This window comes from Vibrio sp. L3-7 (assembly GCF_963898195.1).
Taxonomy (GTDB): domain Bacteria; phylum Pseudomonadota; class Gammaproteobacteria; order Enterobacterales; family Vibrionaceae; genus Vibrio; species Vibrio echinoideorum.
This window is the reverse complement of the sequence record NZ_CAWQUW010000006.1, coordinates 88,476-111,762: the sequence shown is the minus strand read 5'-3', so window position 1 is coordinate 111,762 and position 23,287 is coordinate 88,476. Positions and strand designations below refer to the sequence as shown.

Sequence of the window (23,287 nt, the reverse complement as noted above, 5' to 3'; positions counted from 1 at the left end):
GGGTATGAAAAAGACAAACGGTTCGCAGAATATTAAGTCGCAGAGTCATGAGCTACACAATCACGGCCTACAAAGTATTAATCGCCGCCAGTTCATGGGCATTGCCGCAGCCGTTGGTGTCAGCGCGATGTTGCCATTTCCAAGTTTCGCCAAAACGCGCTCAGACAATATCTTTATTTGGATATCACTGCGTGGCGCCATGGACGGTTTAAATGTTGTGGTGCCTTATGCTGATCCTGATTATGCAGGTCTAAGACCGAATATTGGCTTAAAGCCTAATCAGCTATTGAAGTTAGATAGCTTCTTTGGGTTGCATCCGTCTCTTAAGCAATGTCATCAGTGGTATGAAAGCAATGAACTCAGCTTCGTTCATGCGTGTTCAACCGCTTACCGCGAACGTTCACATTTTGATGGACAGAAGATATTAGAAAACGGTACTTCCGATCCTTTTAATACGGAAGGTTGGCTTAACCGATTGCTCAGTTTGAGCTCAGAAAAATACGATGGCATCGCGATTGATTCGGGCTTACCACTCATCATGCAGGGCGAATCGACCGTGGCAAGTTGGTATCCAAACCGCTTAAAAACACGCGATAAACAAACCGAGTTGCTTGAGGAGCTTTTCCAAAGTGACCAAATGTTGTCTGCCAATTTTGAAAGTGTCATGAAGATAGATGCGTTGGTCGGTGATCAAGGTGTTGGCAAACAGTTTAAGTCATTGATGGGCAAAACCGGCGATATTTTATCAGCAGATAACGGACCAAACATCGCAGCGCTAGAGCTTGGAGGTTGGGATACTCATGCTAATCAAGGAAGCGTAAATGGCAGGTTGAGCAACCAACTTAAGACTCTGGATGCTGGGTTGGCAGCACTTAAGGACTCGTTAGGCTCACGCTGGAATAACACGGTGGTCATCGCGGCCAGTGAGTTTGGCCGAACGGTTAGAGAAAACGGAACAAAAGGCACCGATCATGGCACGGGAAATGTCATGCTTGTTGCTGGTGGCGCGATGGCTAACAAAGTCTCAAAAATGTCGAGTTCGGGAGGCCGAGTTATCGCAAACTGGCCAGGGTTGAGCCAACAGAATCTGTATCAAGGGCGAGATCTAAAACCAACCATAGACATGAGAGGTGTCATTAAAGGTGTACTCAACCAACACCTCTCAATTAACAATGAACAGCTGGAAGAGCTCTTCCCTAATAGTGACTATATTGGGCAAATCAAGGTGTAGGATGCTGATGTTAGTTATTGATAAATAAAACAATGTTAACAATATCACTCTTTTATAAATTTGTGGTTGGAGTCTTAGTTTTTAATGATAGTGTCTGCGCATGATTTCATTAACAATAATAAAGGCTTTATATGAAACATTTTTTAGTTGCTGCATTGGCTATCGGGATTTCTGGTTGTAAAACACTTCCAAATACAGCGATAGACACATTGTCAGAACCGCAGGGAAATGGTGCACTCGCTATTGCAACGATTATCTCTAAGCACGATTCGACATACCCATGTGAAACCTTCGTATTTGATTTAAAAGAAAAAATTGATGGTAACTTGGTTGGTTCTGAACCACAAACCCTACGCATGTTTGTATATGAAGACTCTAAATACGCACTATTTGATGGTATCAAACCGGGAAATTACATTTTAACGCAGTTCCGATGCAATATGCGTCGCGGCCTTGTTGCTAATGGTGGTAAATCGTTTCTTAGCGTTGATTTAGGTATTGAGCACACCATTAAGGAGAACGCGGTAACGGTCTCTCCACTTTATGTTTATGCGACTCAACGAAAAGACCGCTTTTTCAATGTACAAGTTGACTTATGGGAACAGAAAGATGTCGAACCTTTTCAGGAACTGTTGACGAACGAAGTGAGCAGCAAATGGGAAGTCAGTGATTTTGAAGGCTAGTTGAGTGACCACTATGGCCGTTTTTATTGCTGCCATAGTTAATTTTTCCTGACAGTTAATTGAGAAAGCACCTTGGCGATAACCTCACTAAGGTGGTTGATTGTAACTTAGGACTTCCAAAGTTTAGAACTCGATGGTCTTATAAATTAGCTGTTAAGTTTATATATATCTTGCGGCGGCACACCAAAGGCTTTCTTAAAAGCGCTGGTGAAATTGGAAGGGTGCTGATAACCCGCTTCATAGGCGGCTTCGGTTATTGAAACCAATCCTCGTTCTAAATGTTGGCGCGCAATATCTAGGCGTCGGTAGCGGATATAGCCGTTGATTGTTAGGTTGTATGATTGCTTAAAGCGACGCTGAAGGTTGGAAATACTCATCGAGAACTTATTCGCGATGCTTTCAAGACTGAGCGGCTGATCCAAATTGATTTCAATGTAGCTGATTATGTCTTCTATCTTAGTATCAAACCCTTTTGAGGTGGTGATCTCATCAGTGTTTTCGCTTAAATCTAAACTCCTCAAAGTGCTATTTGAACTAGTGTTTAATGAGCTGACATTAACATCTTCAGAAATACATTGTTGGCAACATTGAATTGGCATCTGCGATAGCGTTTGAGAAAGCAATTGCTGGGTCAGAGTTTCGACGACTAGCTTGTCTTGAAAGTTGATTGGTGTTGCTTGGCTAGTTAGTGATCTTGTTAGTTGAACGATGTCAGCATTGATTTGTAAGTCGTAAAACGCCTTGTGTGAATCAAGGAATGATTTGCTAGAACAGTGATCACTGATACGCGGCTCGACCCATTGTGGCTTTATCAAGATATTGATCTTGTTAATTTTATTCCCTTGTATCAACGAACGCCTAAAGTTAGCTGGCTTCGCAAGGTTAACTACCACACCTCGTGGCCCATCGCTGGCATCAAGATCGAACTCTAGATCGTCATAACTAAAGGTCAGTTTTCCCTCCAGAAGAATAGTAATCAGGATTGCAGAGTGGGCTGTCGATACAATATTACTGTCGACTAATTCAATACAGCGACCGCCATGCACAAAAATGTGGCCATTATATTGATAAGAAAGGAACTTTCCTTCAGCTAGAGAAGTTTGCTTGGCTTGACCTTGTGTCACGATGATTTGATTTTCAGTCTGCTCTAACTTTTTGGTCAATGCGATTCTTTGAGTCAACGCTGTTTTCTTTCTTAGTTCAGTCTTGTTTGGTAATACAGGTTTTTTGGTCAATACTTCTGTTTTCACGTCAACTGTTTCAGCGAGTTTAGTTCGCTTTGATGTTACTTCACTCATTTGACCGTTCCTCATAACACCTATGCGTTTCTGCATAAGCAAATCACCTGTGCATTTATAGATTACGACCTTATCATATTTGAGAATTATTATCATTTACATCTAGGATCGAATTTATGGAAAGCCCAGTCAACTCAACAATTAAGCTTTCAGCTCTCTGTATTGCAATTGTCAGTGCGTTTAGCAGCACCGTTATTGCACAAGAAAACACATCGCACTTTGATGAGGTCGTGGTGTGGGGAACGAAGGTATCGAGCAACACTGAATCGATCATTGCCGATGACATGTCTCTAAAGCAAGCCGATCACATGTCTGATTTATTACGTGAGATCCCTGGTGTTGATGTTGGGGGGACGCACTCGGTGAACCAACGAATTACTATTCGCGGATTAAGTGAGACGGATTTAGATATTCGACTAGATGGTGCTTCTCAGCACGCTAATATGTTCCACCATATCGGCAACCTGACTCTTAACCCAGACATCTTGAAGTCGGCCGATATCCAAGTGGGTAACAACTCTGTGACGCAAAATGGATTAGGCGGTTCCGTTCTGTTTGAAACCAAAGATGCGAGAGACCTACTTCGTTACGACGAAACTTTTGGCGCTCGTGTTTATGGTGGCTATGCCACGAATGCAAGCCAGCAAGGTTCATTAACTGTATATGGCTTATTGTCGGATAAGGTCGATGCCATGCTCTATAGCCATTACATGAGTCGAGATGACTTCGAAGACGGCGACGGCAATGAAACCTTTGGTTCAGAAGGGGATGTGTACAACATTCTCGGTAAGATTGGTTTTGAACCGAATGACCTACACCGCTTTGAACTCTCTTATGACTTATATCGTGATAGCGGTGATTACAGTCCACGTCCAGATATGTCTGGCGGTGCGAATGAAGGCTTGTCTAATGACATTCTCATTCCTACCGATTACGACCGTGACACGATAACGGCTAGCTATGAGCTCCGTGGCGAAAGTCATCAAGGTAACGTTACTCTGTACAATACAGAAACTGAGATTAAGCGAGACGAATCTGTGATGGCTCCTCGTTGGCCTTCTAATCGTTTGTCTAAGAATACGGCTAAAAACCAAAACTTTGGCCTGAATGCTAAGTTCCAATCAGACTATCGCCTTATGTCGTTTGATAATATCGCAACATATGGCTTTGATTATATGGATAAGTCATCTAGCAGTTATTATGGCAGCAGTAAGTTTATGGACGAGTCAGCAATTTCCACCGCACTTTTTGTTGAAGACCAGTTCTACTTGACCCAAGTTTTCTCAATCACAGCAGGACTTCGCTTTGATGATTACCAACGTAAAGCGGAAACAGGTAATGATGATTTTGATGACGTGACTTGGTCTTTGGCGACGCAGTGGGATATTACGAAGGACTGGACATTATTCGCCAGCACACGTTCATTATTTAAAGGCCCTGAGCTAATGGAGACCTTCATTGCCTACCAAGACGTCGCTTACTTAGCCGATGATATAAAAGCTGAGACAGGGCAAAACACACAAGGTGGTCTCCGCTTCGACAAACGCTTGGATAATCATTTTATTGGCGCCAACCTAACCGTGTTCCGAACAAATATCGATGATTACATTACAGAAGAATACCAAGGTGCTAGTCAAAGCTATCTGATTTACAACCTCGGCGATGTCGAGATAACAGGCTTCGAAGCAAGTATGTCTTACGGCTATGAAATGTTTAATAGCAAACTATCTTATGCGCGTTCAGATACTAAGAACAAAGATACAGGTGGTGCTGTCGCGGGTGGAAATGGTCGCAGTATTGATATGGGGGACAGCATCACGCTAACATTGGATTATCAGTCTGAAGTCCTTGAAACGATCTTCGGTTGGAACTCGATGCTTGTTAAAGACGAAGACAATGTATTCGATGGTCAACCAATCAAAGAAGGTTACGATGTTCATAACCTGTACGCGCAGTGGGTGCCTTCAAATGTGGATGGGTTGTCCGTTACCTTTGGTATAGATAACGTTTTTGACGAACAATACACCTCACACGCATCTCGTTCTGGTACCGCTAGAGGTTTCACCCTTGATGACTATGAACCAGGTCGTAACTACAAGCTTTCAGCCGCGTATCAGTTTTAGAAAGGTTTGGGATCGTAGATCCGGTTGGAACGATAAGCTAACGGCTGCAGTGAATCAGACTGCTTTCTCATTTAGCTCTCTAATTTTAGCTTAAAGACATTGCCGCAAATAAAATCGCCTCTCGGACAAAGTATCGAGAGGTGATTTTTCCGTTTTTCGTTTTCTTGTTTCTATTGGCTATTGGTCACTGGGAACAGTAGTTGCAACACGTTATTCAATCGGCAGAGACAATACACCACCTTTAAGGTTTACCTGACTGAGCCATTCAGTTGGAATCGCGCCATCTTCTTCGTAGAAACAGGCAGCTAATACCGCTCCGATAACGATGGCACGTCCGCAACTGTCACCACCACACAAAATATTGTCGCGAATACCTTGTTTAAAGCTCTGAGCACCCGCAATGATTCGAATAAGCAATGGAAAGGCAGCACTGAGTTCACAGTGTAACCCAAACTTTGTGGCGGCTTCTGTTATTGATAGTTCAGGTTCAGCTAGTGCTTCATCGATTTGGTCGTGGATAAATTTGCTGCAAGTTTGTCGCACCATTTCAACCGACTGCAATGGCGAATTGCCTTGGATAGCGGCTTGGACTAATAGGGTGATGGCATGTGCCCACTCTACAGCTTTGTCGTTGTTGTTGGTGACTCGCACCGCACTCTCAACCATGGCAGGCAAAGTGTGAGAGGTATAAGTACATGCGACTAACGGGATGATCTTAGAAACGGCAGGTAATTGAGTGTCGTCTGCGCCGCATGCGGTAATTGATGCGTTAGTTAGTTCTAATTGATGGATATTCAACAAGCTCACACGTGTCGCTTTGTCGATGTAACCATTCCAGCTGCCACCAAAATCAAACCAGAAACGGAAATGCTGGATATAACTCGCTTCATCGTATTTTTGGTTTTCGACTAAGCTGTCGACCATCGCTAAAAGCTGGGCTCCATATTGTGATTGGTCACCAGCGGTTTTTCCTTGATGGGCAAAGTAACCTTTGTCTTGATAATCGAATTGATTGGGTGAACGAAATTCTGGCTCAAAACCAGCAACCTGTATGATCCTCTTTTGATCATACAGCCAATGTAACCCCATGGAAGCGGCATCTCCCACCAATGCGCCAACTACGGCGCAAAAAGCTCTTTCTTTATGATTGTCCATATTGAGTGACGCCCTTGAAAAAAATAACGCAATTCGATACACAAAGTATAGTGTTTAAATGAGGAATTTGCAGTGTTTCGGGAGAGACTGTCGAATGAATTAAACCTGACTGGTCAATGAGTTAAACCAATCAGGTTAAGTTGATGAATGATATCAATTAGGTAGTGTATTAACCAACCAATTCACTAAGCTGTTAGCGGTTAAGGTAAACACTCGAACGCAGCTCTATTACCTTGAAAATACGTGACAGAGTGAAACATAAAGCGAAATAGATCGCGCCTACAATCAGCCATATCTCAAAGATCAAACCGGATGAATTTGCCATTTCAGTGCCGACAAACGTCATTTCTTGAATAGAAATCAGCGACACGATCGAGGTGTCTTTAACTAGAGAGATAGCCTGACCAGCTAAGGGCGGCGTTATTGCTGTTAATACTTGCGGGCCAACCACAAATCGATATTTAGATAGGGCAGACAAACCCAATGAATCAGCCGCTTCCCATTGGCCTTTTGGAATACTTTCTAACCCAGCTCGAATGACTTCAGCAATATAAGCGGAAGAGAGCAAGCCAATACAGATAACACCGGAGGCTAAGTTCTCCCAAAGGTTTGCAGGCCCGAAAAGGAACGCTTGCAGTGGGTTAATATCACCATTGTGTTCACGCAAAATGTTTTCTAAGCCAAGCAATGGGATCAGCTGGTTAGAGACAAAGAAGTAAAAAATAAATACAAATACCAGCGGCGGAATATTACGAACTAACTGGATGAAAATTAGTGCTGGTGTTTTGAAAAAAGCGACCTTGGAATGTCTGGCTACGCCTAATAGAGTACCTAAAGAGAGTGCTAATATCATGCTCCATAAACTCAAACGCAGGGTTGCGACCAAGCCTTGGAAAAAGTAAGGGATGCTACCTTGAGAAGGTGGAATGAAGATCAGCGTGAATGCATCTTCCCATCGCCATTGATAGTTAATGCCGACAGCAGAACGATAATAAAGCCAACCTGCGAATGCACAAATGATGGCAAACAACACACCATCTAATAGATTGAGGCGTTGATACCAAGGCTTCGTGTAAAGGTTGGGTTTGGGCGTTGCTAATGCGTTAGTACTACTCACGTCATTCCTGTTTCGGACAATATAAAAGGTGTATTGCTTTGTTTAGAAGATCTTGTGTTTCGAGAGAAAAGGTAGTGTCTGTTATCGTTCAAAGGTTAACCCTGACAACAGAACACTACCGTATTTCGAGCTCATGACGGCATATCACTCAGTAATTATTGACCTTGAGCGATTTGATCTTGCCAATCTAGTGTAGAGAACCAGTATTCATAGCGCTCTTTTAACCAACCGTCTTCAGTACGTGCTTTAATCCACTCGTTAAAGAATTCAGTTTTGTCTGTTTCACCTAGGCGAACAGCAAACGCCTCGTTACCTTTTGATAGACGTTCTTCAAATGGAATGAATAACGTGTCTGCATTTTTGATCGTTTCGTGTTCTGGTTTCGGGCTAGACGCAATAACCGCGTGTGCGTTGCCGTTCAACACTTCTTGGAATGCTTGAGCATCGTCATCGAACTGTAGAACTTTCGCCTTAGGGAAGGTTTCACGAGCGACTTGAACCGTGAATGCTCCACGACGTGCTGCAATTTTTACACGGCGAGAATCAAAATCAGAGATCTGAGTAAAACCTTCCGCCAGCTCTTTGTTTGCAGCCAGTTGAACACCTGAGTGAGAGTATGGTTCGGTGAACAATACGCTCTTAGCGCGTGCTTCAGTGATAGACATACCACCGATGATCACATCAAACTTGTTTGACAATAGGGAAGGGATAATACCGTCCCATGCCGTAGGTACAAACTCAACTTTCCAGCCTGAATCTTCGGCTAGGCGTTTTGCCACGTCAATTTCAAAACCAACCAAATCGCCTTGTTTGTTACGCATTGCCCAAGGAACAAATGTCGACATACCAACGCGTAGTGAACCACGATCGTTGATCTTGTCTAGGTTAGGTGTTTCAGAAGCAAGTGCAGGCAAACTTACGGCAAGCGCAAGTAAAGCTGTAATTGCGGTTTTAAATAGCTTCATGCTGATAAATCCTTATTGTGTTCGCCAGTTAGCTCCGAGCTTATGCTCAAGCCAAGCAGCAACGGCAGAAAGTGAAAGTGTAAGAGCAAGATAGATGATCGCCACAGAGAACCAGATCTCAAATGGCATCGCGGTTTCAGAAACAATGTTTCTGGCTTCGGTTGTTAGGTCAAAAATAGCCATGACACTTACAATCGAAGAGTTTTTAATAAGAGAGATCACTTCATTCGTCAAAGGAGGCAACGTGCGTTGCACCACCTGAGGAAGAATCACATCCCAATAAGTATAGGTCTTTGATAAGCCCAAAGATTGAGCAGCTTCAAATTGTCCTTTTGCAATACCATTCAGACCTGCACGAAATATCTCGGCAGTATAAGCACCTTGAAAAAGTGCCAGGGCCAACACGGCAGTGCTAAAACGATCGAGCCCTAATACGGGGCCAAACACAAAATAGAGCAAATAAATTTGTACCAATAACGGCGTATTTCGGATCAGCTCAACATAACTGGTGGCTAAGGTGCGGCCAACTACGGAATTGGAATTTCGTAATAGGGCCGTGGTTAAGCCAATAAAAAGCGTGGCGATCAAAGAAATCAAAGAGATATTGATGGTAACCAGTAACCCTTCCATCAGTTCTGCCGGCCACCATTCACCGTCTTCATAAAACGCGATGTAGTCAGGTACTCGATCCCATTGCCAACTGTATCCCATGGCTTGAGCGCCAGAGTCTAGGATCCAGACAACAGCAGCCGCAAGTACAACAATTTGTAATAATGCAGATAGGGCCGGTTTAACTATTTTAAGCAGCATCAGTAGGTAAGAATCTGATTTAGGAACGCTTGAGTACGTTCATGTTGTGGGCTCTCGAATAAACACTTTGGAGTATTGGATTCCACGATTTGTCCTTCATCCATAAAAATCACACGGTCAGCTACACGTTTGGCAAAGCCCATTTCGTGTGTCACACACACCATGGTTATACCTTCACTAGCTAGCTCCACCATGACATCGAGCACCTCATTGATCATCTCTGGATCAAGGGCAGACGTAGGCTCATCAAACAGTAATAATTCAGGCTTCATGCAAAGGGAACGAGCAATCGCGACGCGTTGTTGTTGGCCGCCAGAGAGCTGAGCAGGATACTTATTTGCTTGTTCAGCAATGTGTACACACTCAAGATAATGCATTGCCGTTTTCTCTGCTTCTTCTTTGCTTTTTTTCAGTGTACGAATTGGAGACAAAGTGAGGTTTTCAAGCACAGTAAGATGAGGGAATAAATGGAAGTGTTGGAACACCATTCCAACTTGACCCGGTGTATTGAACTTGCACGGAAGCGTTTGTTCTAGCACGGAAAGCTCGCCGCTTTCGAAGGGTTCTAACTGATTGATACAACGGATCAAGGTTGATTTTCCGGAACCAGATGGCCCGCAAATCACTACTATTTCTCCTTGTTCGATATTTAAATCGATATCCTTTAGGGCATGAAAATCACCATACCACTTGTTAAGTGACTTAAACTTAACCATTTCCTTGAGATTGTTCAAATCGTTGTTCATACCTAGTAAAGAGACTGGTTTACCTTAACAATATAGAAATGTGATTGCACATAAAATTAAGAACTTATGAGAATTTAATAGCATCTTGTAGGGCAAATAAAAAGCAGCGCCCAAACGAACGCTGCTTTTGATATACGAAAGAATAAGGAATTTAGTTTAGTGTGATGCCACAAATGTTGGCTTGCGACTTATCACTCAGACTACATTAACTTTGTTTTGTTCTTACCCTAGCTTTCTTTAAGTTTCAGCGATTCTTATTGAATCGCAGACTCTAAGATTTCGCGTGTTTTCGCAGGTGTGATTGCTTTGTTCTCGCCGAGCTCTAGGTAACCGTGAGATTCAAGTTGAGCGACAACTTTATCGACGGCTGCTGCTTTGTTTGTTTCATAACCGTTGAACTGAGTTGGTACATCTAGGCTGTGATAGAACGCTTCGATTGCAGCAATAGTGCGCTCTGCTAAATCGGCACCCGCTTCTAGGCCAAATACGTTACGACCCATTTGCTCTAGCTTGCCACGCTTCGCTTCGATTTGATTACGAAGTAGTGAAGGTTGAACAATCGCAAGAGAACGTGCGTGGTCTACGTGCCATAGTGCAGTGAATTCGTGGCCAATCATATGTGTTGCCCAATCTTGAGGAACGCCAGTACCAATCAGGCCGTTAAGCGCTTGGTTTGCCGTCCACATTAGGTTTGCACGCCATGCGTCGTTGTCACGCTCGTCGTATTGCTTACCCAGTACAAGTAGGTTCTTAAGCAGTGTTTCAGCGTAACCGTCTTGAACCATCGCGTCTGTTGGCATTGTGATGTATTGCTCACATACGTGAACCCATGCATCAACCAAACCGTTGATCAATTGACGCTCTGGAAGAGACTTCATTACGTCTGGGTCCATAACCGCGAACTTAGGTTGTACCGCAGGGTTCATGAACGCCAGTTTTTCTTGAGTCTCTTTACGAGTGATTACCGCACCCATGTTAGATTCAGAACCTGTCGCAGGAAGTGTCAGTACCGCACCAATTGGTGTTGCTTCTGTTACTTGGTGTTTACCCGCTAGGATATCCCAACCGTCGCCGTCGTATTTAGCCGCTGCAGCAACGTACTTAGAACCGTCGATTACTGAACCACCGCCAACAGCGATAATGAACTCTACGTTTTCTTCTTTAGCGAGAGCGACTGCTTTGTCTAATGTTTCTTTTGTTGGGTTAGCTTCAACGCCAGCGAACTCAATCCAAGCGTGATCTTTAAGTGATGCGACTACTTGGTCGTAAACACCGTTGCTTTTGATTGAACCGCCGCCGTAGATGACAAGTACTTTCTTTGAAGTATCAACCGCTTGGCTGATAGCGTTTATTTGACCTTGACCGAAGTGAATAACAGTAGGGTTAACATAAGTGAATTGCATTCTTGATTCCTTGTGTAAAGCTCAATTTATTATTTTGGGTTATTGCTCAATTTCTATATTTGCATATTAGTACAGGAAAGTAGGGTGGTGAAGCTCAGTTTCTCCAAATTAATTGCCTATTTCTACAATCTTGCTATTCTTCTTGGGGTTTTGTGCAATTATGCTTCCTCCTTTGAATGGAATATCACCACCTATGCAAACAATCGCTCGCTTATTGAAATCCTACGTTGAATATAAAGGCTGGGATGATCTTGAAGGGATAAGACAGACCGAGATCGATGACGTTTGGCTGTATAGAAGTAGTGAGGGAAATCAACGTCAGCATTTTACCTATCACTCCGGCATTATCATGTTAGGGCAAGGGAAAAAGAACATTACTATTGGCGACAGGCCTGTCACCTATGCTGCTGGCGACTACCTTGTAGTGGGTGTGCCGATGCCGCTGGAATGTGAAGCGTTACCTATTGATGGTGAACCGCTGCTTGGTTTATCGATTAATATTGATTCTCAGCGCTTACACAGTTTGGTTAAAAAGCTTGAAGACCAAGGCTTCCTTGAAAGTTACTGCAATAAACATAAACAAAATTCGAGCGGCTTAGAGTCCACGCCGATGGAAGAGCAAATGCTAGAAAGTTTTACTCGATTGGTGAAAATGCTGCATTGCGACATCGAAGCCAACATATTGGGTGATGCCATGGTCAGCGAAATTGTCTACCGTGCCTTAACCGGTTCAGAAGGGCGAGTGCTGTTTGATTTGGCTCATCATGACGGCCATTACGCACGTGTCGCTAAAGCACTATCTAAAGTGCATGAAGAGTACGACCAAACTATTACTGTTCAATCGCTTGCCGACGAAGCCAACATGAGTGTGTCTGCCTTCCACAATGCGTTTCGTAATGTCACTTTTGAATCACCGCTTCAATATTTGAAGAAGGTCAGGCTTAACAAAGCCAAAGAACTGATTCAACTAGAAGGTCTACGAATTAGCGATGCTGCACGCCGAGTCGGCTACTCCAGTCCATCTCAATTCAGCCGCGAATTTAAGCGCCACTTCAATACTACTCCAAGAGCGGTTTAGTCTTTACTCAATATTTATGTCCCGAAACGTGCGGCATTAATGTTGTGTCGATTCTTTCTGCTCTTTCTTGTTTACTAAGAGAAATACAATCTAAATCACTGTTATTTATAGACCGAACAGAATACTATCAAATGGTCTTGAGAAACTAGATAGAAACCTTCACTCCAATATAGAAACTTTCTTTCTAATGCTTTTAGCTGTACTGCGATATAAAAACCACGAGAAAATTGCTACAAAAATAGGTCGTTTGTAAATGAAAAAATGCTTTATATTTATAGTTTTATTGTTAACAGGGTGTGCTGCTAAGCAGGTGCCTTATTCACCTTTAGATGTGGTAAACAAAAAGGTTGCTGCGAATGTGATTGAGCAGGTTGTGATGGAGCAGCCAACAAAGTTTAGACCTGAAGGCCTTGTTGTTACCAATTCTTATTTAGGTTTATCTGAAGGTTATAATTCTAAAGTTGTGGCAGTTGGCAATTATAGTGACGCTTCAAATTTGGTGGTCTTATCTGCAAACGTAAAGTTATCAGACATAAATTCAAGGTATTATTTCAATTCGATATCTGCTTTAGAACTCTATAGCAAAAGGGACTGGTTTATCATCCAGTTAAAAAATGATGAGAAACGTGTTACTAAGCGTTTTTATACGAGAAGCTTAGAAAAGGCACAGCGGTTCATCGATTCAATGAATTATATGCAGTCTTCGACTAAACCATTTGGTGTTGAGTAGTACAACCAACAAATGTCTATGGCGTCGATCGTTCTTTTTGATGCCATCTTCATCACGTAGACACTATTCAACCTCACACTTGTTTAAATATATGAGTAAATGTATCTAATTATAGGTATTGTCAGTTTGTTGGTATTGGATTGTCGAATATATTATTAACCGGTTTTATGTGTGATGAGTCCGATAAAATAATTAATTAAATAGCCTAAAAGTTTATGCACGGGTATAGGGAAAAATTAACTAATTCAGCTAATAACGAAGTTTTAGTGTGAACAACCTATCAAATATTATCTAAAATTCGGTAATTACTCACCGTATTCTCAGAGAGAGTATTCAGGATTATTGAATAGACTTGAAATTAAAGAGAATTTAGCAGTTGATAAAGCCTAGTATGACGGATAATTAGTCGTTTGATGACTAATTATTCTGTAACTTGCTGATTTATAGTCAACTGAGAGTCTGATGGATATCACGTTCACCCTAAAATAATTCACTTAACATGGCGCTACTTTAATCATTCTTTCCAATACGATTGTTAAATATAAATACGTATTCCTATATTATTAAAAGGATCACTCCGATGAGTAGCGATATCATTAAAATTTCAAGAAATACTGAAAACGCACCAATTAATTCTGTATCTACACAAACGGTCGCTTTTTCTCATTATAATAACTTTTCAGCTCAATTACCTGTTGACCCTAAAACAGGTGAAGTCGTAATCGGTAATATTAAAGACCAAGCAGAACAATGCTTAAATAATATTAAAGCCATTGTTGAGAGCATCGACCATGTTATGGATGATGTGGTGAAGATTAATGTTTTCGTTAAGAATATTTCTGATATTGATGCTATCGATGAAGTTTACAAAAGCTTCTTTAACAACAGCCTGCCTACACGTACCGTTGTGGGTGTAGCTGCGCTGCCAAACAACGACGCGCTAGTGCAAATGGATGCTCTGATTTCTAACGGCGAAGGCACTAAACCACAAGCACCTTGCGCACTAGTTAAGGTATCAAGAAATACAGATAATGCACCTCAGAGTGTTGTATCGACGCAGACAGCGGCTTTTTCTCACTACAACAACCTTTCGGCTCAATTGCCTATCGATGTAAATACAGGTGAGTTGGTTTCAGGTGGTATCACAGAGCAAACGACACAATGTTTAGTAAACATTAAGACGATTCTAGAGAGTATCGGTCATGTCATGAATGATGTGGTTAAAACCACTATCTACCTTAAAAATGTTGAAGATGCTGAAAAGGTAAATGAAGTTTGCGCTAAGTTCTTCCCAAGTTATGTACCAGCGCGAACGGTTGTTAATGCCGCTGAACTACCAATGGGCGCTTTAATTCAAATTGATACATCCGTTTCACATGGCGACGGTACACCGCCGCAATTGCCTGAAGACACTCGTTTGTTGGTTATTGAAGCTAATAATACTGTTGCTGCACCATTTATGCCTTATTCGCACACCGTTGCTTTCTCTCACTATAATCATATTTCAGGCCAATTACCTTTAGACCCGAAAACAAATGAAATTGTTTCTGGTGGGGTAAAAGAACAAGCGGAACAATGTTTAAAAAATATTAAGGCGATAATTGAAAGTGTTGACCATAGCATGGACGATACCGTGAAGATCAATATTCAGCTTAAAGATGTTTCAGATATTGAGGCGGTGAACGAGGTTTACACCACATTCTTTAACGCTGATTTACCGGCAAGAACGGTGGTTGGGGTTTCAGAGATCCCTATGAATGCTCTAATTCAAATTGATGCCGTCGTTTCTAACTGCGAAGGTACGCCACCACAAGACGTGGTTGCTTAAACTTAGTTCCACACATCGATAACAGCGTTGATATTTCAGCTCTAGTTCCTAACCCGGAATTAGAGCTGATTCAGTTAGAAGGCCAGCGAATAATCGACGCTGCGTGCCGAGTTAGCAATTCCAGTCCGCCGCAATTCAGCCGTGAATGTAAACGAAACGGCACTTCAATACACCACCACGAGCGGTTTAGTGCTTCCTATCAGCAGTTTAGGTTCTTAAACATGCAGCACTTCATATTGTGCAATTTTGCACATATTTTTGATTGACCTAAAGTGCGTGGTGGTTAATATCACCTTTCTATCAATCGCATCACTATTAATTCCTCTCAACTTTCGAGAGTAATCAACAAGGGTATGTATTATGTACAAAGTCGGAATCGTATTATTTGATGACTTCACCGATGTAGACTTCTTCTTGATGTATGACTTACTAGGAAGAACGACAGACTCTTGGGAGGTTAAGGTTCTCGGAACCAAGCTCGAGCATCGCTCACATTTGGGTATGACCGTGAAAACCGATGGTCATTTGAGTGAAGTTGCGCAGCAAGACGTTGTGCTGATCACAAGTGGTTATCGTGGTATTCCGGCTGCATTGAGAGAACCAGAGTTCATGAACTCATTACAGTTGGATCCGAGCGAGCAGTTAATCGGGTCGATTTGCGCTGGATCTTTTGTGTTGCACGAACTCGGTTTACTTAAAGGCAAGAGGCTAACGACAAATCCGCATGCAAAACCAACATTAGAAGCGATGGGTGGAGATGTTCAAGATCTACCTCTAGTCATCGAAGGCAACATTGCTACAGCTGGTGGGTGCCTTTCTCTGGTCTACTTAATCGGTTGGGTGGCCGAGCGGTTATTTGATTCTAACAAACGTAGGGCGATACAAAATCAGCTCATCCCTGCAGGGCAGCTGGAGCTCTTCGAAGAGCTTATCTCTAGAACCATCCAGTCTGCAGAGGCTGATAACTTACACAACAAGTCATTCAAAGCTGAGTTTACAGACGCGGTGAGTTAGATCATCGTCATGGTATTTTTACAAAAAGCGTTTAACGAGAGAAAGAAAACCAGTTTATGCAATTTCGAATTATTTTACTGTTGTGCCTAGCTTTGATGGGTTGTTCATCTAATCAAGAGCTAGCACCCAACCCAACAAGTATCACGTTGTTTTATGGCGATACGTCGATCTCGGCAGGTGTTTTAGAGGATAAAACATTTAGTTCCGTGCTCGCTGATAGGGTTGAAAGCGTGACTTTTTCGGGTTCAATACGAAAGCAAGACTCTGGTTACTTAGTCGATATGTTAGTGATTCGAGAAAAGAAAGAACCACGCTCAACTCGACAATTAAATACTTCGCTTATTATGAAGCCCGGAGAGTTAGTGGATGTTGGCGGTGTGAATAACGATGTCTTCAGAGTCATTATTGAATAGTCGTTATAAGGCGATAGGTGAGGGAAAGGTTATGCAGCAGAACATTATCACAGAACGATTAATCTTAAGGCCATTTAGGTTGAGTGATAGCAAGCGCGTCGCTGAACTAGCGGGTGAGAAAGTGATTGCGGATATGACGGCAGCGATCCCTCATCCATACAAAACCAATATGGCGATCGAATGGATTAACACGCACGAGTCTTTCTTTAATGAAGGAAAGGGTGTGATTTATGCGATAACTCTTAAAGGTAACGATGAGATCATTGGTGCGGTTAGCTTTCCTAGTTTAGTCGATGGCGTTGGTATTCTTGGCTATTGGCTTGGTGTTCCGTTTTGGGGACAGGGTATCGCGTATGAAGCTTCTTCTGCGCTAGTGGAACATAGTAAAGCTCATTTGGGATTAACAGGGCTGGAAGTGATGCACTTGTCTGAAAATAAACGCTCAGAGTCAGTTATCTGCAAGCTCGGCGTCGAATTCGTCGAGAAACAGATACGCAAAATTCATGGCGAAGATCGTGAGTTGTGTGTGTACCGATCTCAGCTCTAGTCTTCTTATCTGTCACTTAAACTTCTAGACTAATGAACGTTAGAAGGTCTTGCGAAATAAAGTGTTCAATTAATTTGAATTTTCACTTTACCTCAACCTAACTTCAAGTCTTAAGCTTCTCTTACTGATTAAGAAGGAGCTTATTATGCAAAATAACTACGTAAAAGAACTCGCTGTTAAAACTTATCAAGAAGATCTTCAGAAAGAGTACGTAAAATCTAAAGCTCGCCCATTTCATGCCCCAAGTTTTATCAGTGGAGTGTTATTGTCAGTTTTGCTGGTTGGGTTGTTTTAGTAAACAGACTCGTGGAATGTTTGATCCACCGCCAACTCTCTCTACTCCAACTTGCTTGTGCTTAAATGGCTACGGCACAATCGCTTAGGTTGAATTGTGACGCTAATGTCGAGAGGAAGTATGGCCAGTCCAAGAGTGTTAAAGGTACAGATTACTGACATTACCTGTGGCGAGAATGTCACGATCATCGAACCAAGCAACGTTTATGGCTGTGAGCTTAAAGATGATGTGTTCGTTGGCCCTTTTGTTGAGATTCAAAAGAACTCGGTTATCGGTGACAGAAGTAAGATTCAGTCTCATACCTTTATTTGTGAGTATGTGACGATCGGAAGTGACTGCTTTGTAGGGCATGGTGTGATGTTCGCGAATGACTTGTTTAAAGATGGCAAGCCAGATCCAAACCCAGACAGTTGGGGGCGAACTGTTATCGCAAATAACGTTACCATCGGTTCTAATGCGACAGTGTTGTCTGTCAGTGTTTGCGAAGGGGTGGTAATCGGCGCGGGCAGTGTGGTGACAAAAGACATCACCGAGAAAGGTATCTATGCTGGCAACCCTGCTAAGAAGTTAAGAGACTTACCTTAGATTCATAAGACAAGCTGAGCTGCATGAATCATAAGGTGCGGCTTTTTAGATAAGCGACAGAGTATTGATTATGGATGTATTTTTACACTTACTTCACCCAAGCGATGCCAGTGCTTTATTGGAGTTTGAAGTTGAAAATAGAGAGTGGTTTGAGCAATTTGTCCCAGCTCGGGAAGACCGTTTCTATTCTAATACGGGTGTTGTCGAGCAAGTCACTAGCTTTCTAACAGAGTATGACAATGGCGAGATGATTCCTATGTTGATCAAAGACGCTAATGGCACTATTTGTGGGCGAATCAATGTTCGTGATATCGACCAGAACGCTGGAAGTGGGGAGCTAGGTTATCGAGTAGGTCGACCCTTTGCTTCAAAAGGCATTGCGTCTAACGCGGTGAGGAAGTTACTTATCTACTTGGCCGAGCACTCATCCCTTAAATATGTTGATGCCTATGCGTTAGTGGGTAATGTTGGGTCAAATAAAATCTTATCCAAGGCCGGTTTTGACTTAGTTGAACGCGTTGAAAGTTACTCCGTGTTCGAAGGGAAGGATCAAGATGCTCATTATTATCGTAGGGCGTTATCTATGTAACTGAACACTCTTAATATTAACCTACAGTAAGGAAATATCATGTTTATTGTTTCTCTCGAATACCAAGTGCCTTTGAAGGAAGTAGATCGCTTCATTCCAGAGCATGTTGAGTTTTTAAACAAGCAGTATGAACTCGGACACTTTCAGTTGTCGGGTCGTAAGAACCCTCGAACTGGTGGTGTTATTTTATCCACGCTTAGTAACAGGGAACAGTTAGACATGATTTTGACCGAGGATCCCTTTCATCGAGAAAATATCGCTAAGTATGAAGTCATCGAGATGTTGCCAACCAAGGCATCTCAAGAGTTCGAGTTTTTGTTATAGGTTACATTTACTCTACGAAGTTAATTAGTATCTTAACTTGTTATTTTATTTAGACTTTATTATCTAAATGCTCACCGGTGGCAACTTGTGATGTGAATTTGTATGGGTAATACTAGCCGCAAATTTGGCAGGGCAGTTTTGAAGATTAAAGGCATAGTTTCTATTGTCTTTATGGCTGCATTCTTATGAGTTCGAGGTGATATGAAGTATTTAATAGGTGTTTGCTTAGGTGCCTTATCTCTGTCTGCGACAGCGCAGTCAATGGTCATTGTTGATTCAACAAGAGATCGCTCTATACCTCTAGAGGTTGTTTTACCGCAGGATTCTGATAGTTGCACAACGAAAGAACAGTGTGACGTGGCTTTTATTAGTGCCGGTAATCGAGTTCCATTCACTAAATATAGCTTTGTTGGAGAAATGCTGAACGATAGGGGTTACATGACCATTTATGTCGATCACGAACTACCAAGTGATCCTCCTCTATCGAAGACTGGTGATTTGTATAAAACACGAATTGAAAATTGGACGCGAGGGGCACAGACTCTCAATGTACTTCAATATGAGCTAGCGAGTCGTTTCCCTGCTTATGATTTTGATAAGTTAACCTTAGTCGGGCATTCGAACGGTGGCGATATTTCTACATGGTTGAGTAACGAAAATAAAAATTATGTTTCTCAACTAATTACGCTCGACCATAAACGAGTCACTTTACCTAAAAGTGAAAGTATCCGAGTGCTTTCTATCCGAGCAACTGAATACCCTACCAAAGAGGGTGTACTGCCGACTGAATCAGAGCAAAAGCAATATGGTAGTTGTGTTGTTGAGATTCCAGACTCTAAACATATGGATTTAAGTGATTATGGCTCTAATCTCGCCAAGCAAAGTACGAATGACATTATTATTGGCTTTTTGGATGGCTTAGCGTGCGAAGAGTTGAGAGTAAAAGTTGAGTAGAAACATCTAATCCATTAGTGCGTGATAACTGTATTCGGAATAGACGACCTAATCGATTATCGCCTTATACATTAGAAGCTGGCAGCGTCCTTCTAGCCAGCTTCGAGCCTTTTTATTTTCAGGTTTAAGGTTACTTCTAGTTTCGGCCACTTATAGATTTACGGTTACTTCTGAGGTTTGTTACCTTCGATTACGCTAATCGCGATCGCCAAAAATAGAATATCTTTCACTAGGAAGAAGTTAGTGACTAAGATGCCATCCGATACTTTCCAAGCATTTGGCGTTGTAATTAGGAAGCTGAGTGTCACAACAAAGATGGCCGCTGCAGCAATGCCTGAATAGAAAGCAATTGTTGGTTTCTTAAATCCAACGATCAGTCCAATCGCGACAATGATCTCCGCGCCACCCACCATGTTAGACACAGCTTGTACTGAGAACAGATTGTAAAGCCAGTTCATTGCAGGATGATTTGCGATTAGCGGTTCAATGAGCATCGCTTCGGTTGGCGTAAACTTATAAATACCAATCCAAGCGAGCACTAATGCTACGCCAACCACGCCTAGGTTGTATCCGACATTACTCTGTTTTAAATCATAGGTTTGAACATGCATAAAAGTACTCCATTTAATAAAATCCCTGAATATGACCGCAGGAGCTCAGATTAAATTTCGCATTGAGAACAATAATTAATATATTTATCTAGAGACTTATTGTCTCGATATGAACTTAAATACTGGTGATGTTGAGAACCGAAGCAATGTGTAGGCGATAGTGCTGTTCAAAAGGTACAGCGAGCCTTCCAATTTTTGTTTTCAATATTCACGATTTGGATTAGATTACGTTGACGTAAATCCCTAATTATAAGAAGAGAATTGACCGTGAAAATCCATAGAATTAACCCGACCAAACGTTGGTCAGATGTAACTGTATTTAATGGCATCGCAAGTTTTGTTGAGGTACCAGAGACGGATACAACGGCAGGAATTAAGAGTCAGGTTCAGCAAATTTTTGATCAAGCTGAAGAAATGATGAGTTTGGTAGACAGTGACAAATCTCGCGTATTGTCGGTGACGATTTATCTAACAGATTTCGCAAACTTTGATGCACTGAATGAAGTGTGGGACTCGTGGTTCCCTGAAGGCTGTGCGCCAAGCCGTGCATGTGTGAAAGCTGAACTGGCTAACCCTGAGCTATTGGTTGAGATGTCGTTTATGGTTGCTGCGGGTGAAAAGTTTCAATAAGCCGAACTATCGGTAGAAATAAGTTTCGTCGATACAAGTAACGAACAGATAAAACAAAGCCACTCAGGTGAATCACTTGAGTGGCTTTTTAATTTTATACGCTACCCGAAACTAAATCGGATTAGGCATTAAGCGAGACCTTGATCTCTGGCCATCTGTTTCGCGATTTTCGGTGCGTGCCATAAGCATGGCAGCAAGATGAACGATACAGGAACCGCAGTGATTACAATGAATGACTGTAGAGCGGAGATGCCGCCAGAACCCATTGAGATAAGAGCAATGGCTACTGCACCCATGATGATACCCCAGAAGGTACGTACGGCTGCGTTTGGCTCTGTAGTGCCTGTCATTACCACACTGATGGTGTAAGTCATCGAGTCACCTGTTGTCACGATGAACGTGGTCGTCAGGATAAGGAACAGAATCGCAATCAAAGTAGGGAACGGCAGTTGAGCGGTAATTGCCAGTAGCACAGCAGGAAGGTTAAAGCCTTCGAACGCGCTAGAAATTACGCCTGGGTTCTCTAATTCAAACGCTAGACCACTACCACCAACGATGCTGAACCAAAAACATGTTACTAGCGGTGCTACGATGCTGATAGAAACGATCATTTGGCGAATGGTACGGCCACGTGAGATACGAGCAATAAAGATCGCCATCATCGGACCATAGCCTAAGAACCAACCCCAGAAGAATACGGTCCAGCCACCTAGCCACGCTGTATCTTGGCGGTATAGTGCCATTGGGATGAAGTTATCCACCATTTCGCCCATACCTTGTAGGTAGCCATCAATGATGAAGCTTGTTGGGCCTACTAGCAGAATGTAGCCGATTAGGCACACTGATAAGATGATGTTGTAACGGCTAACCAGTTGGATACCCTTGTTCACGCCACTCAATGCAGACAGTGTGTACATTGCGATAGCGAAAACGATAACCACACTTTGAGTTGCAAAGCTGTCGGAAATACCAAACAGTTCGCTCAACGCGTAGCTGATTTGCAGTCCAAGGAAACCGATAGGGCCGATAGTACCTGCGGCTACAGCGACGATGCTGCACGCGTCGACTACGTTACCAATCCAGCTATTGATTGCTTTGTCGCCAAGTACTGGGTAAAGCAGCGTGCGTGGCTTAAGAGGAAGACCTTTGTCGTAATGCAGGTGCATTAACACGATGGAAGACAAACCACCTAAGATTGCCCAGGCAAGGAAGCCCCAGTGCATGAAAGATTGTGATAGGGCGTTGAACGCCATCGCTTGAGGATCAGCGTTACCATAAAGTGGTGGAGCTGAAACAAAGTGAGCAATAGGCTCTGCGGCTGCCCAGAACACACCACCGCCAGCTAGCAGCGTACATAGGACGATAGACATCCATTTAAAGGTGGTCATTTCAGGGAGAGCAAGCGTTCCTAAACGAACGTGGCCTGTGCGTCCTAGTGCAAGCACTAAGCCGATAATGAAATTGAGTAGTAGTAGGACTTGCCAGAAAGCACCGAACCACTTAGTTGAGTAACTAAAGCCGATGTTTACAAGTTCGGACAACACGGAGGTGTTGGTGAAAGCAAGGACGACAAAGAGGGTTAAAAAACTCCCACTAAGCCAAAATACTGGGTTTCCGAGTTCCAGTTTTTCACCCAAAGATTGAGCTTTATTGAAATCGATAGAAGTAGCTTCTGCGTTGATGTTTTCGTTGGCGACTTGCGTCAAGTTGGACATTATTTCTTCGCTATATTTGGCTCTTTCAAGCCTATGTATTTCTCCCACACTTGCATAGAAGTGTGAGGTTCGTCAAAAAAGCCGCAGATACTAACACATTTGTTATCAAAAGGTGGGCGAATTCCAAAAAGAAAGCCAAATCGACTGTAAATCTCTACTTTTTGGTTAGTTTTGATACGAATTTTTTCCCAACGCTGAGTCACATTTCTGATTTTTGAGACATTATTTTTTAGCTTTCCGAAATAAATTAATATTAGTTGTTGGTGCAAAATAAGTGTCGACTCATTGCATGCTATAAACAAATTAATGCGAGTCATTTTATAAATAGAGAATATTTTAGGTGTTAAATTTGCGTTGTTACCTACAGTTGTTTTGCGAAGAGATTTAAGTGGTGAGTAAAGTTCCATTTAAATTAAACATCTTGAAACAACAACTTAAGGGAT

General features: G+C 42.4%; 25 protein-coding genes. 15 read left to right on the top strand and 10 right to left on the bottom strand.

Annotated features, from left to right (window positions below):
- Nucleotides 1-4 precede the first annotated feature (4 nt).
- Nucleotides 5-1,231 carry a DUF1501 domain-containing protein gene (locus tag AACW75_RS06685; RefSeq protein WP_186437192.1) on the top strand — a complete coding sequence of 409 codons (1,227 nt, stop codon included), beginning with the start codon at nt 5-7 and terminating at the stop codon, nt 1,229-1,231.
- Between the two features lie 131 nt (nt 1,232-1,362).
- Nucleotides 1,363-1,914, top strand: a complete 552-nt coding sequence (locus AACW75_RS06680) for a hypothetical protein (protein WP_145565622.1) — start codon at nt 1,363-1,365, stop codon at nt 1,912-1,914.
- Between the two features lie 146 nt (nt 1,915-2,060).
- On the opposite strand, the gene AACW75_RS06675 is transcribed toward AACW75_RS06680, so the two are convergent.
- Nucleotides 2,061-3,308 carry a helix-turn-helix transcriptional regulator gene (locus AACW75_RS06675; protein WP_145570713.1) on the bottom strand — a complete coding sequence of 416 codons (1,248 nt, stop codon included), beginning with the start codon at nt 3,306-3,308 and terminating at the stop codon, nt 2,061-2,063.
- A gap of 20 nt (nt 3,309-3,328) precedes the next feature.
- Between AACW75_RS06675 and AACW75_RS06670 the strand changes: the two genes are divergently transcribed.
- Entirely contained in the window at nt 3,329-5,335 is a 2,007-nt protein-coding gene (locus AACW75_RS06670) for a TonB-dependent siderophore receptor (protein ID WP_145570715.1), read from the top strand.
- Between the two features lie 210 nt (nt 5,336-5,545).
- Here the strand turns inward: AACW75_RS06670 and AACW75_RS06665 are convergent, their stop codons facing one another.
- The 6 genes from AACW75_RS06665 to AACW75_RS06640 form a co-directional block, all read right to left on the bottom strand.
- A complete protein-coding gene (locus AACW75_RS06665; RefSeq protein ID WP_145570717.1) occupies nt 5,546-6,490 on the bottom strand; it encodes an ADP-ribosylglycohydrolase family protein in 945 nt (314 codons plus the stop codon).
- A 193-nt stretch (nt 6,491-6,683) separates the two neighbouring features.
- Nucleotides 6,684-7,607, bottom strand: coding sequence for an amino acid ABC transporter permease (locus AACW75_RS06660; protein ID WP_017076112.1), 924 nt, complete (start codon nt 7,605-7,607; stop codon nt 6,684-6,686).
- A gap of 155 nt (nt 7,608-7,762) precedes the next feature.
- Entirely contained in the window at nt 7,763-8,572 is an 810-nt protein-coding gene (locus AACW75_RS06655) for a transporter substrate-binding domain-containing protein (RefSeq protein WP_017076111.1), read from the bottom strand.
- Nucleotides 8,573-8,584: 12 nt separating this feature from the next.
- On the bottom strand, nt 8,585-9,382 hold the full coding sequence (locus AACW75_RS06650) for an amino acid ABC transporter permease (RefSeq protein ID WP_145565625.1): 798 nt from the start codon (nt 9,380-9,382) through the stop codon (nt 8,585-8,587).
- On the bottom strand, nt 9,382-10,128 hold the full coding sequence (locus AACW75_RS06645; protein WP_145570719.1) for an amino acid ABC transporter ATP-binding protein: 747 nt from the start codon (nt 10,126-10,128) through the stop codon (nt 9,382-9,384). The genes AACW75_RS06650 and AACW75_RS06645 overlap by 1 nt, the downstream gene beginning before the upstream one ends.
- A gap of 254 nt (nt 10,129-10,382) precedes the next feature.
- Nucleotides 10,383-11,531, bottom strand: coding sequence for an iron-containing alcohol dehydrogenase (locus AACW75_RS06640; RefSeq protein WP_145570720.1), 1,149 nt, complete (start codon nt 11,529-11,531; stop codon nt 10,383-10,385).
- 193 nt (nt 11,532-11,724) lie between these two features.
- On the opposite strand from AACW75_RS06640, the gene AACW75_RS06635 reads away from it, so the two are divergent.
- The 11 genes from AACW75_RS06635 to AACW75_RS06580 all read left to right on the top strand — a co-directional run bounded on the left by AACW75_RS06635 (nt 11,725) and on the right by AACW75_RS06580 (nt 19,888).
- A complete protein-coding gene (locus tag AACW75_RS06635; RefSeq protein WP_145570722.1) occupies nt 11,725-12,609 on the top strand; it encodes an AraC family transcriptional regulator in 885 nt (294 codons plus the stop codon).
- A 253-nt stretch (nt 12,610-12,862) separates the two neighbouring features.
- Nucleotides 12,863-13,339 (top strand): hypothetical protein, encoded by a 477-nt coding sequence (locus AACW75_RS06630; RefSeq protein ID WP_017082065.1) that lies wholly within the window; start codon nt 12,863-12,865, stop codon nt 13,337-13,339.
- Nucleotides 13,340-13,919: 580 nt separating this feature from the next.
- Nucleotides 13,920-15,167 carry a RidA family protein gene (locus AACW75_RS06625; RefSeq protein ID WP_102454549.1) on the top strand — a complete coding sequence of 416 codons (1,248 nt, stop codon included), beginning with the start codon at nt 13,920-13,922 and terminating at the stop codon, nt 15,165-15,167.
- Between the two features lie 360 nt (nt 15,168-15,527).
- Nucleotides 15,528-16,181 carry a DJ-1/PfpI family protein gene (locus tag AACW75_RS06615; RefSeq protein ID WP_017093709.1) on the top strand — a complete coding sequence of 218 codons (654 nt, stop codon included), beginning with the start codon at nt 15,528-15,530 and terminating at the stop codon, nt 16,179-16,181.
- Nucleotides 16,182-16,237: 56 nt separating this feature from the next.
- Entirely contained in the window at nt 16,238-16,594 is a 357-nt protein-coding gene (locus AACW75_RS06610) for a hypothetical protein (protein ID WP_102454548.1), read from the top strand.
- A 31-nt stretch (nt 16,595-16,625) separates the two neighbouring features.
- Nucleotides 16,626-17,141, top strand: coding sequence for a GNAT family N-acetyltransferase (locus tag AACW75_RS06605; protein WP_017081515.1), 516 nt, complete (start codon nt 16,626-16,628; stop codon nt 17,139-17,141).
- Between the two features lie 145 nt (nt 17,142-17,286).
- Entirely contained in the window at nt 17,287-17,436 is a 150-nt protein-coding gene (locus AACW75_RS06600) for a hypothetical protein (RefSeq protein WP_004731446.1), read from the top strand.
- A 120-nt stretch (nt 17,437-17,556) separates the two neighbouring features.
- Entirely contained in the window at nt 17,557-18,021 is a 465-nt protein-coding gene (locus AACW75_RS06595; RefSeq protein ID WP_102495033.1) for an acyltransferase, read from the top strand.
- Between the two features lie 70 nt (nt 18,022-18,091).
- Nucleotides 18,092-18,610: a GNAT family N-acetyltransferase gene (locus AACW75_RS06590; RefSeq protein WP_145570724.1), complete on the top strand. Its 519-nt coding sequence runs from the start codon at nt 18,092-18,094 to the stop codon at nt 18,608-18,610.
- A gap of 39 nt (nt 18,611-18,649) precedes the next feature.
- Complete coding sequence (locus AACW75_RS06585; RefSeq protein WP_004731442.1) at nt 18,650-18,934, top strand: YciI family protein; 285 nt, start codon at nt 18,650-18,652, stop codon at nt 18,932-18,934.
- A 201-nt stretch (nt 18,935-19,135) separates the two neighbouring features.
- A complete protein-coding gene (locus AACW75_RS06580) occupies nt 19,136-19,888 on the top strand; it encodes an alpha/beta hydrolase (protein ID WP_108161371.1) in 753 nt (250 codons plus the stop codon).
- 164 nt (nt 19,889-20,052) lie between these two features.
- Here the strand turns inward: AACW75_RS06580 and AACW75_RS06575 are convergent, their stop codons facing one another.
- On the bottom strand, nt 20,053-20,499 hold the full coding sequence (locus AACW75_RS06575) for a DUF417 family protein (RefSeq protein ID WP_145570726.1): 447 nt from the start codon (nt 20,497-20,499) through the stop codon (nt 20,053-20,055).
- 267 nt (nt 20,500-20,766) lie between these two features.
- On the opposite strand from AACW75_RS06575, the gene AACW75_RS06570 reads away from it, so the two are divergent.
- Nucleotides 20,767-21,129 carry a RidA family protein gene (locus AACW75_RS06570; protein ID WP_050646205.1) on the top strand — a complete coding sequence of 121 codons (363 nt, stop codon included), beginning with the start codon at nt 20,767-20,769 and terminating at the stop codon, nt 21,127-21,129.
- A gap of 128 nt (nt 21,130-21,257) precedes the next feature.
- On the opposite strand, the gene AACW75_RS06565 is transcribed toward AACW75_RS06570, so the two are convergent.
- Both AACW75_RS06565 and AACW75_RS06560 read right to left on the bottom strand, forming a co-directional pair.
- Nucleotides 21,258-22,844, bottom strand: coding sequence for a BCCT family transporter (locus tag AACW75_RS06565; protein WP_004731433.1), 1,587 nt, complete (start codon nt 22,842-22,844; stop codon nt 21,258-21,260).
- Entirely contained in the window at nt 22,844-23,251 is a 408-nt protein-coding gene (locus tag AACW75_RS06560; RefSeq protein WP_076646847.1) for a hypothetical protein, read from the bottom strand. Before AACW75_RS06560 ends, AACW75_RS06565 begins: the two co-directional genes overlap by 1 nt.
- Between the last annotated feature and the right edge of the window lie 36 nt (nt 23,252-23,287).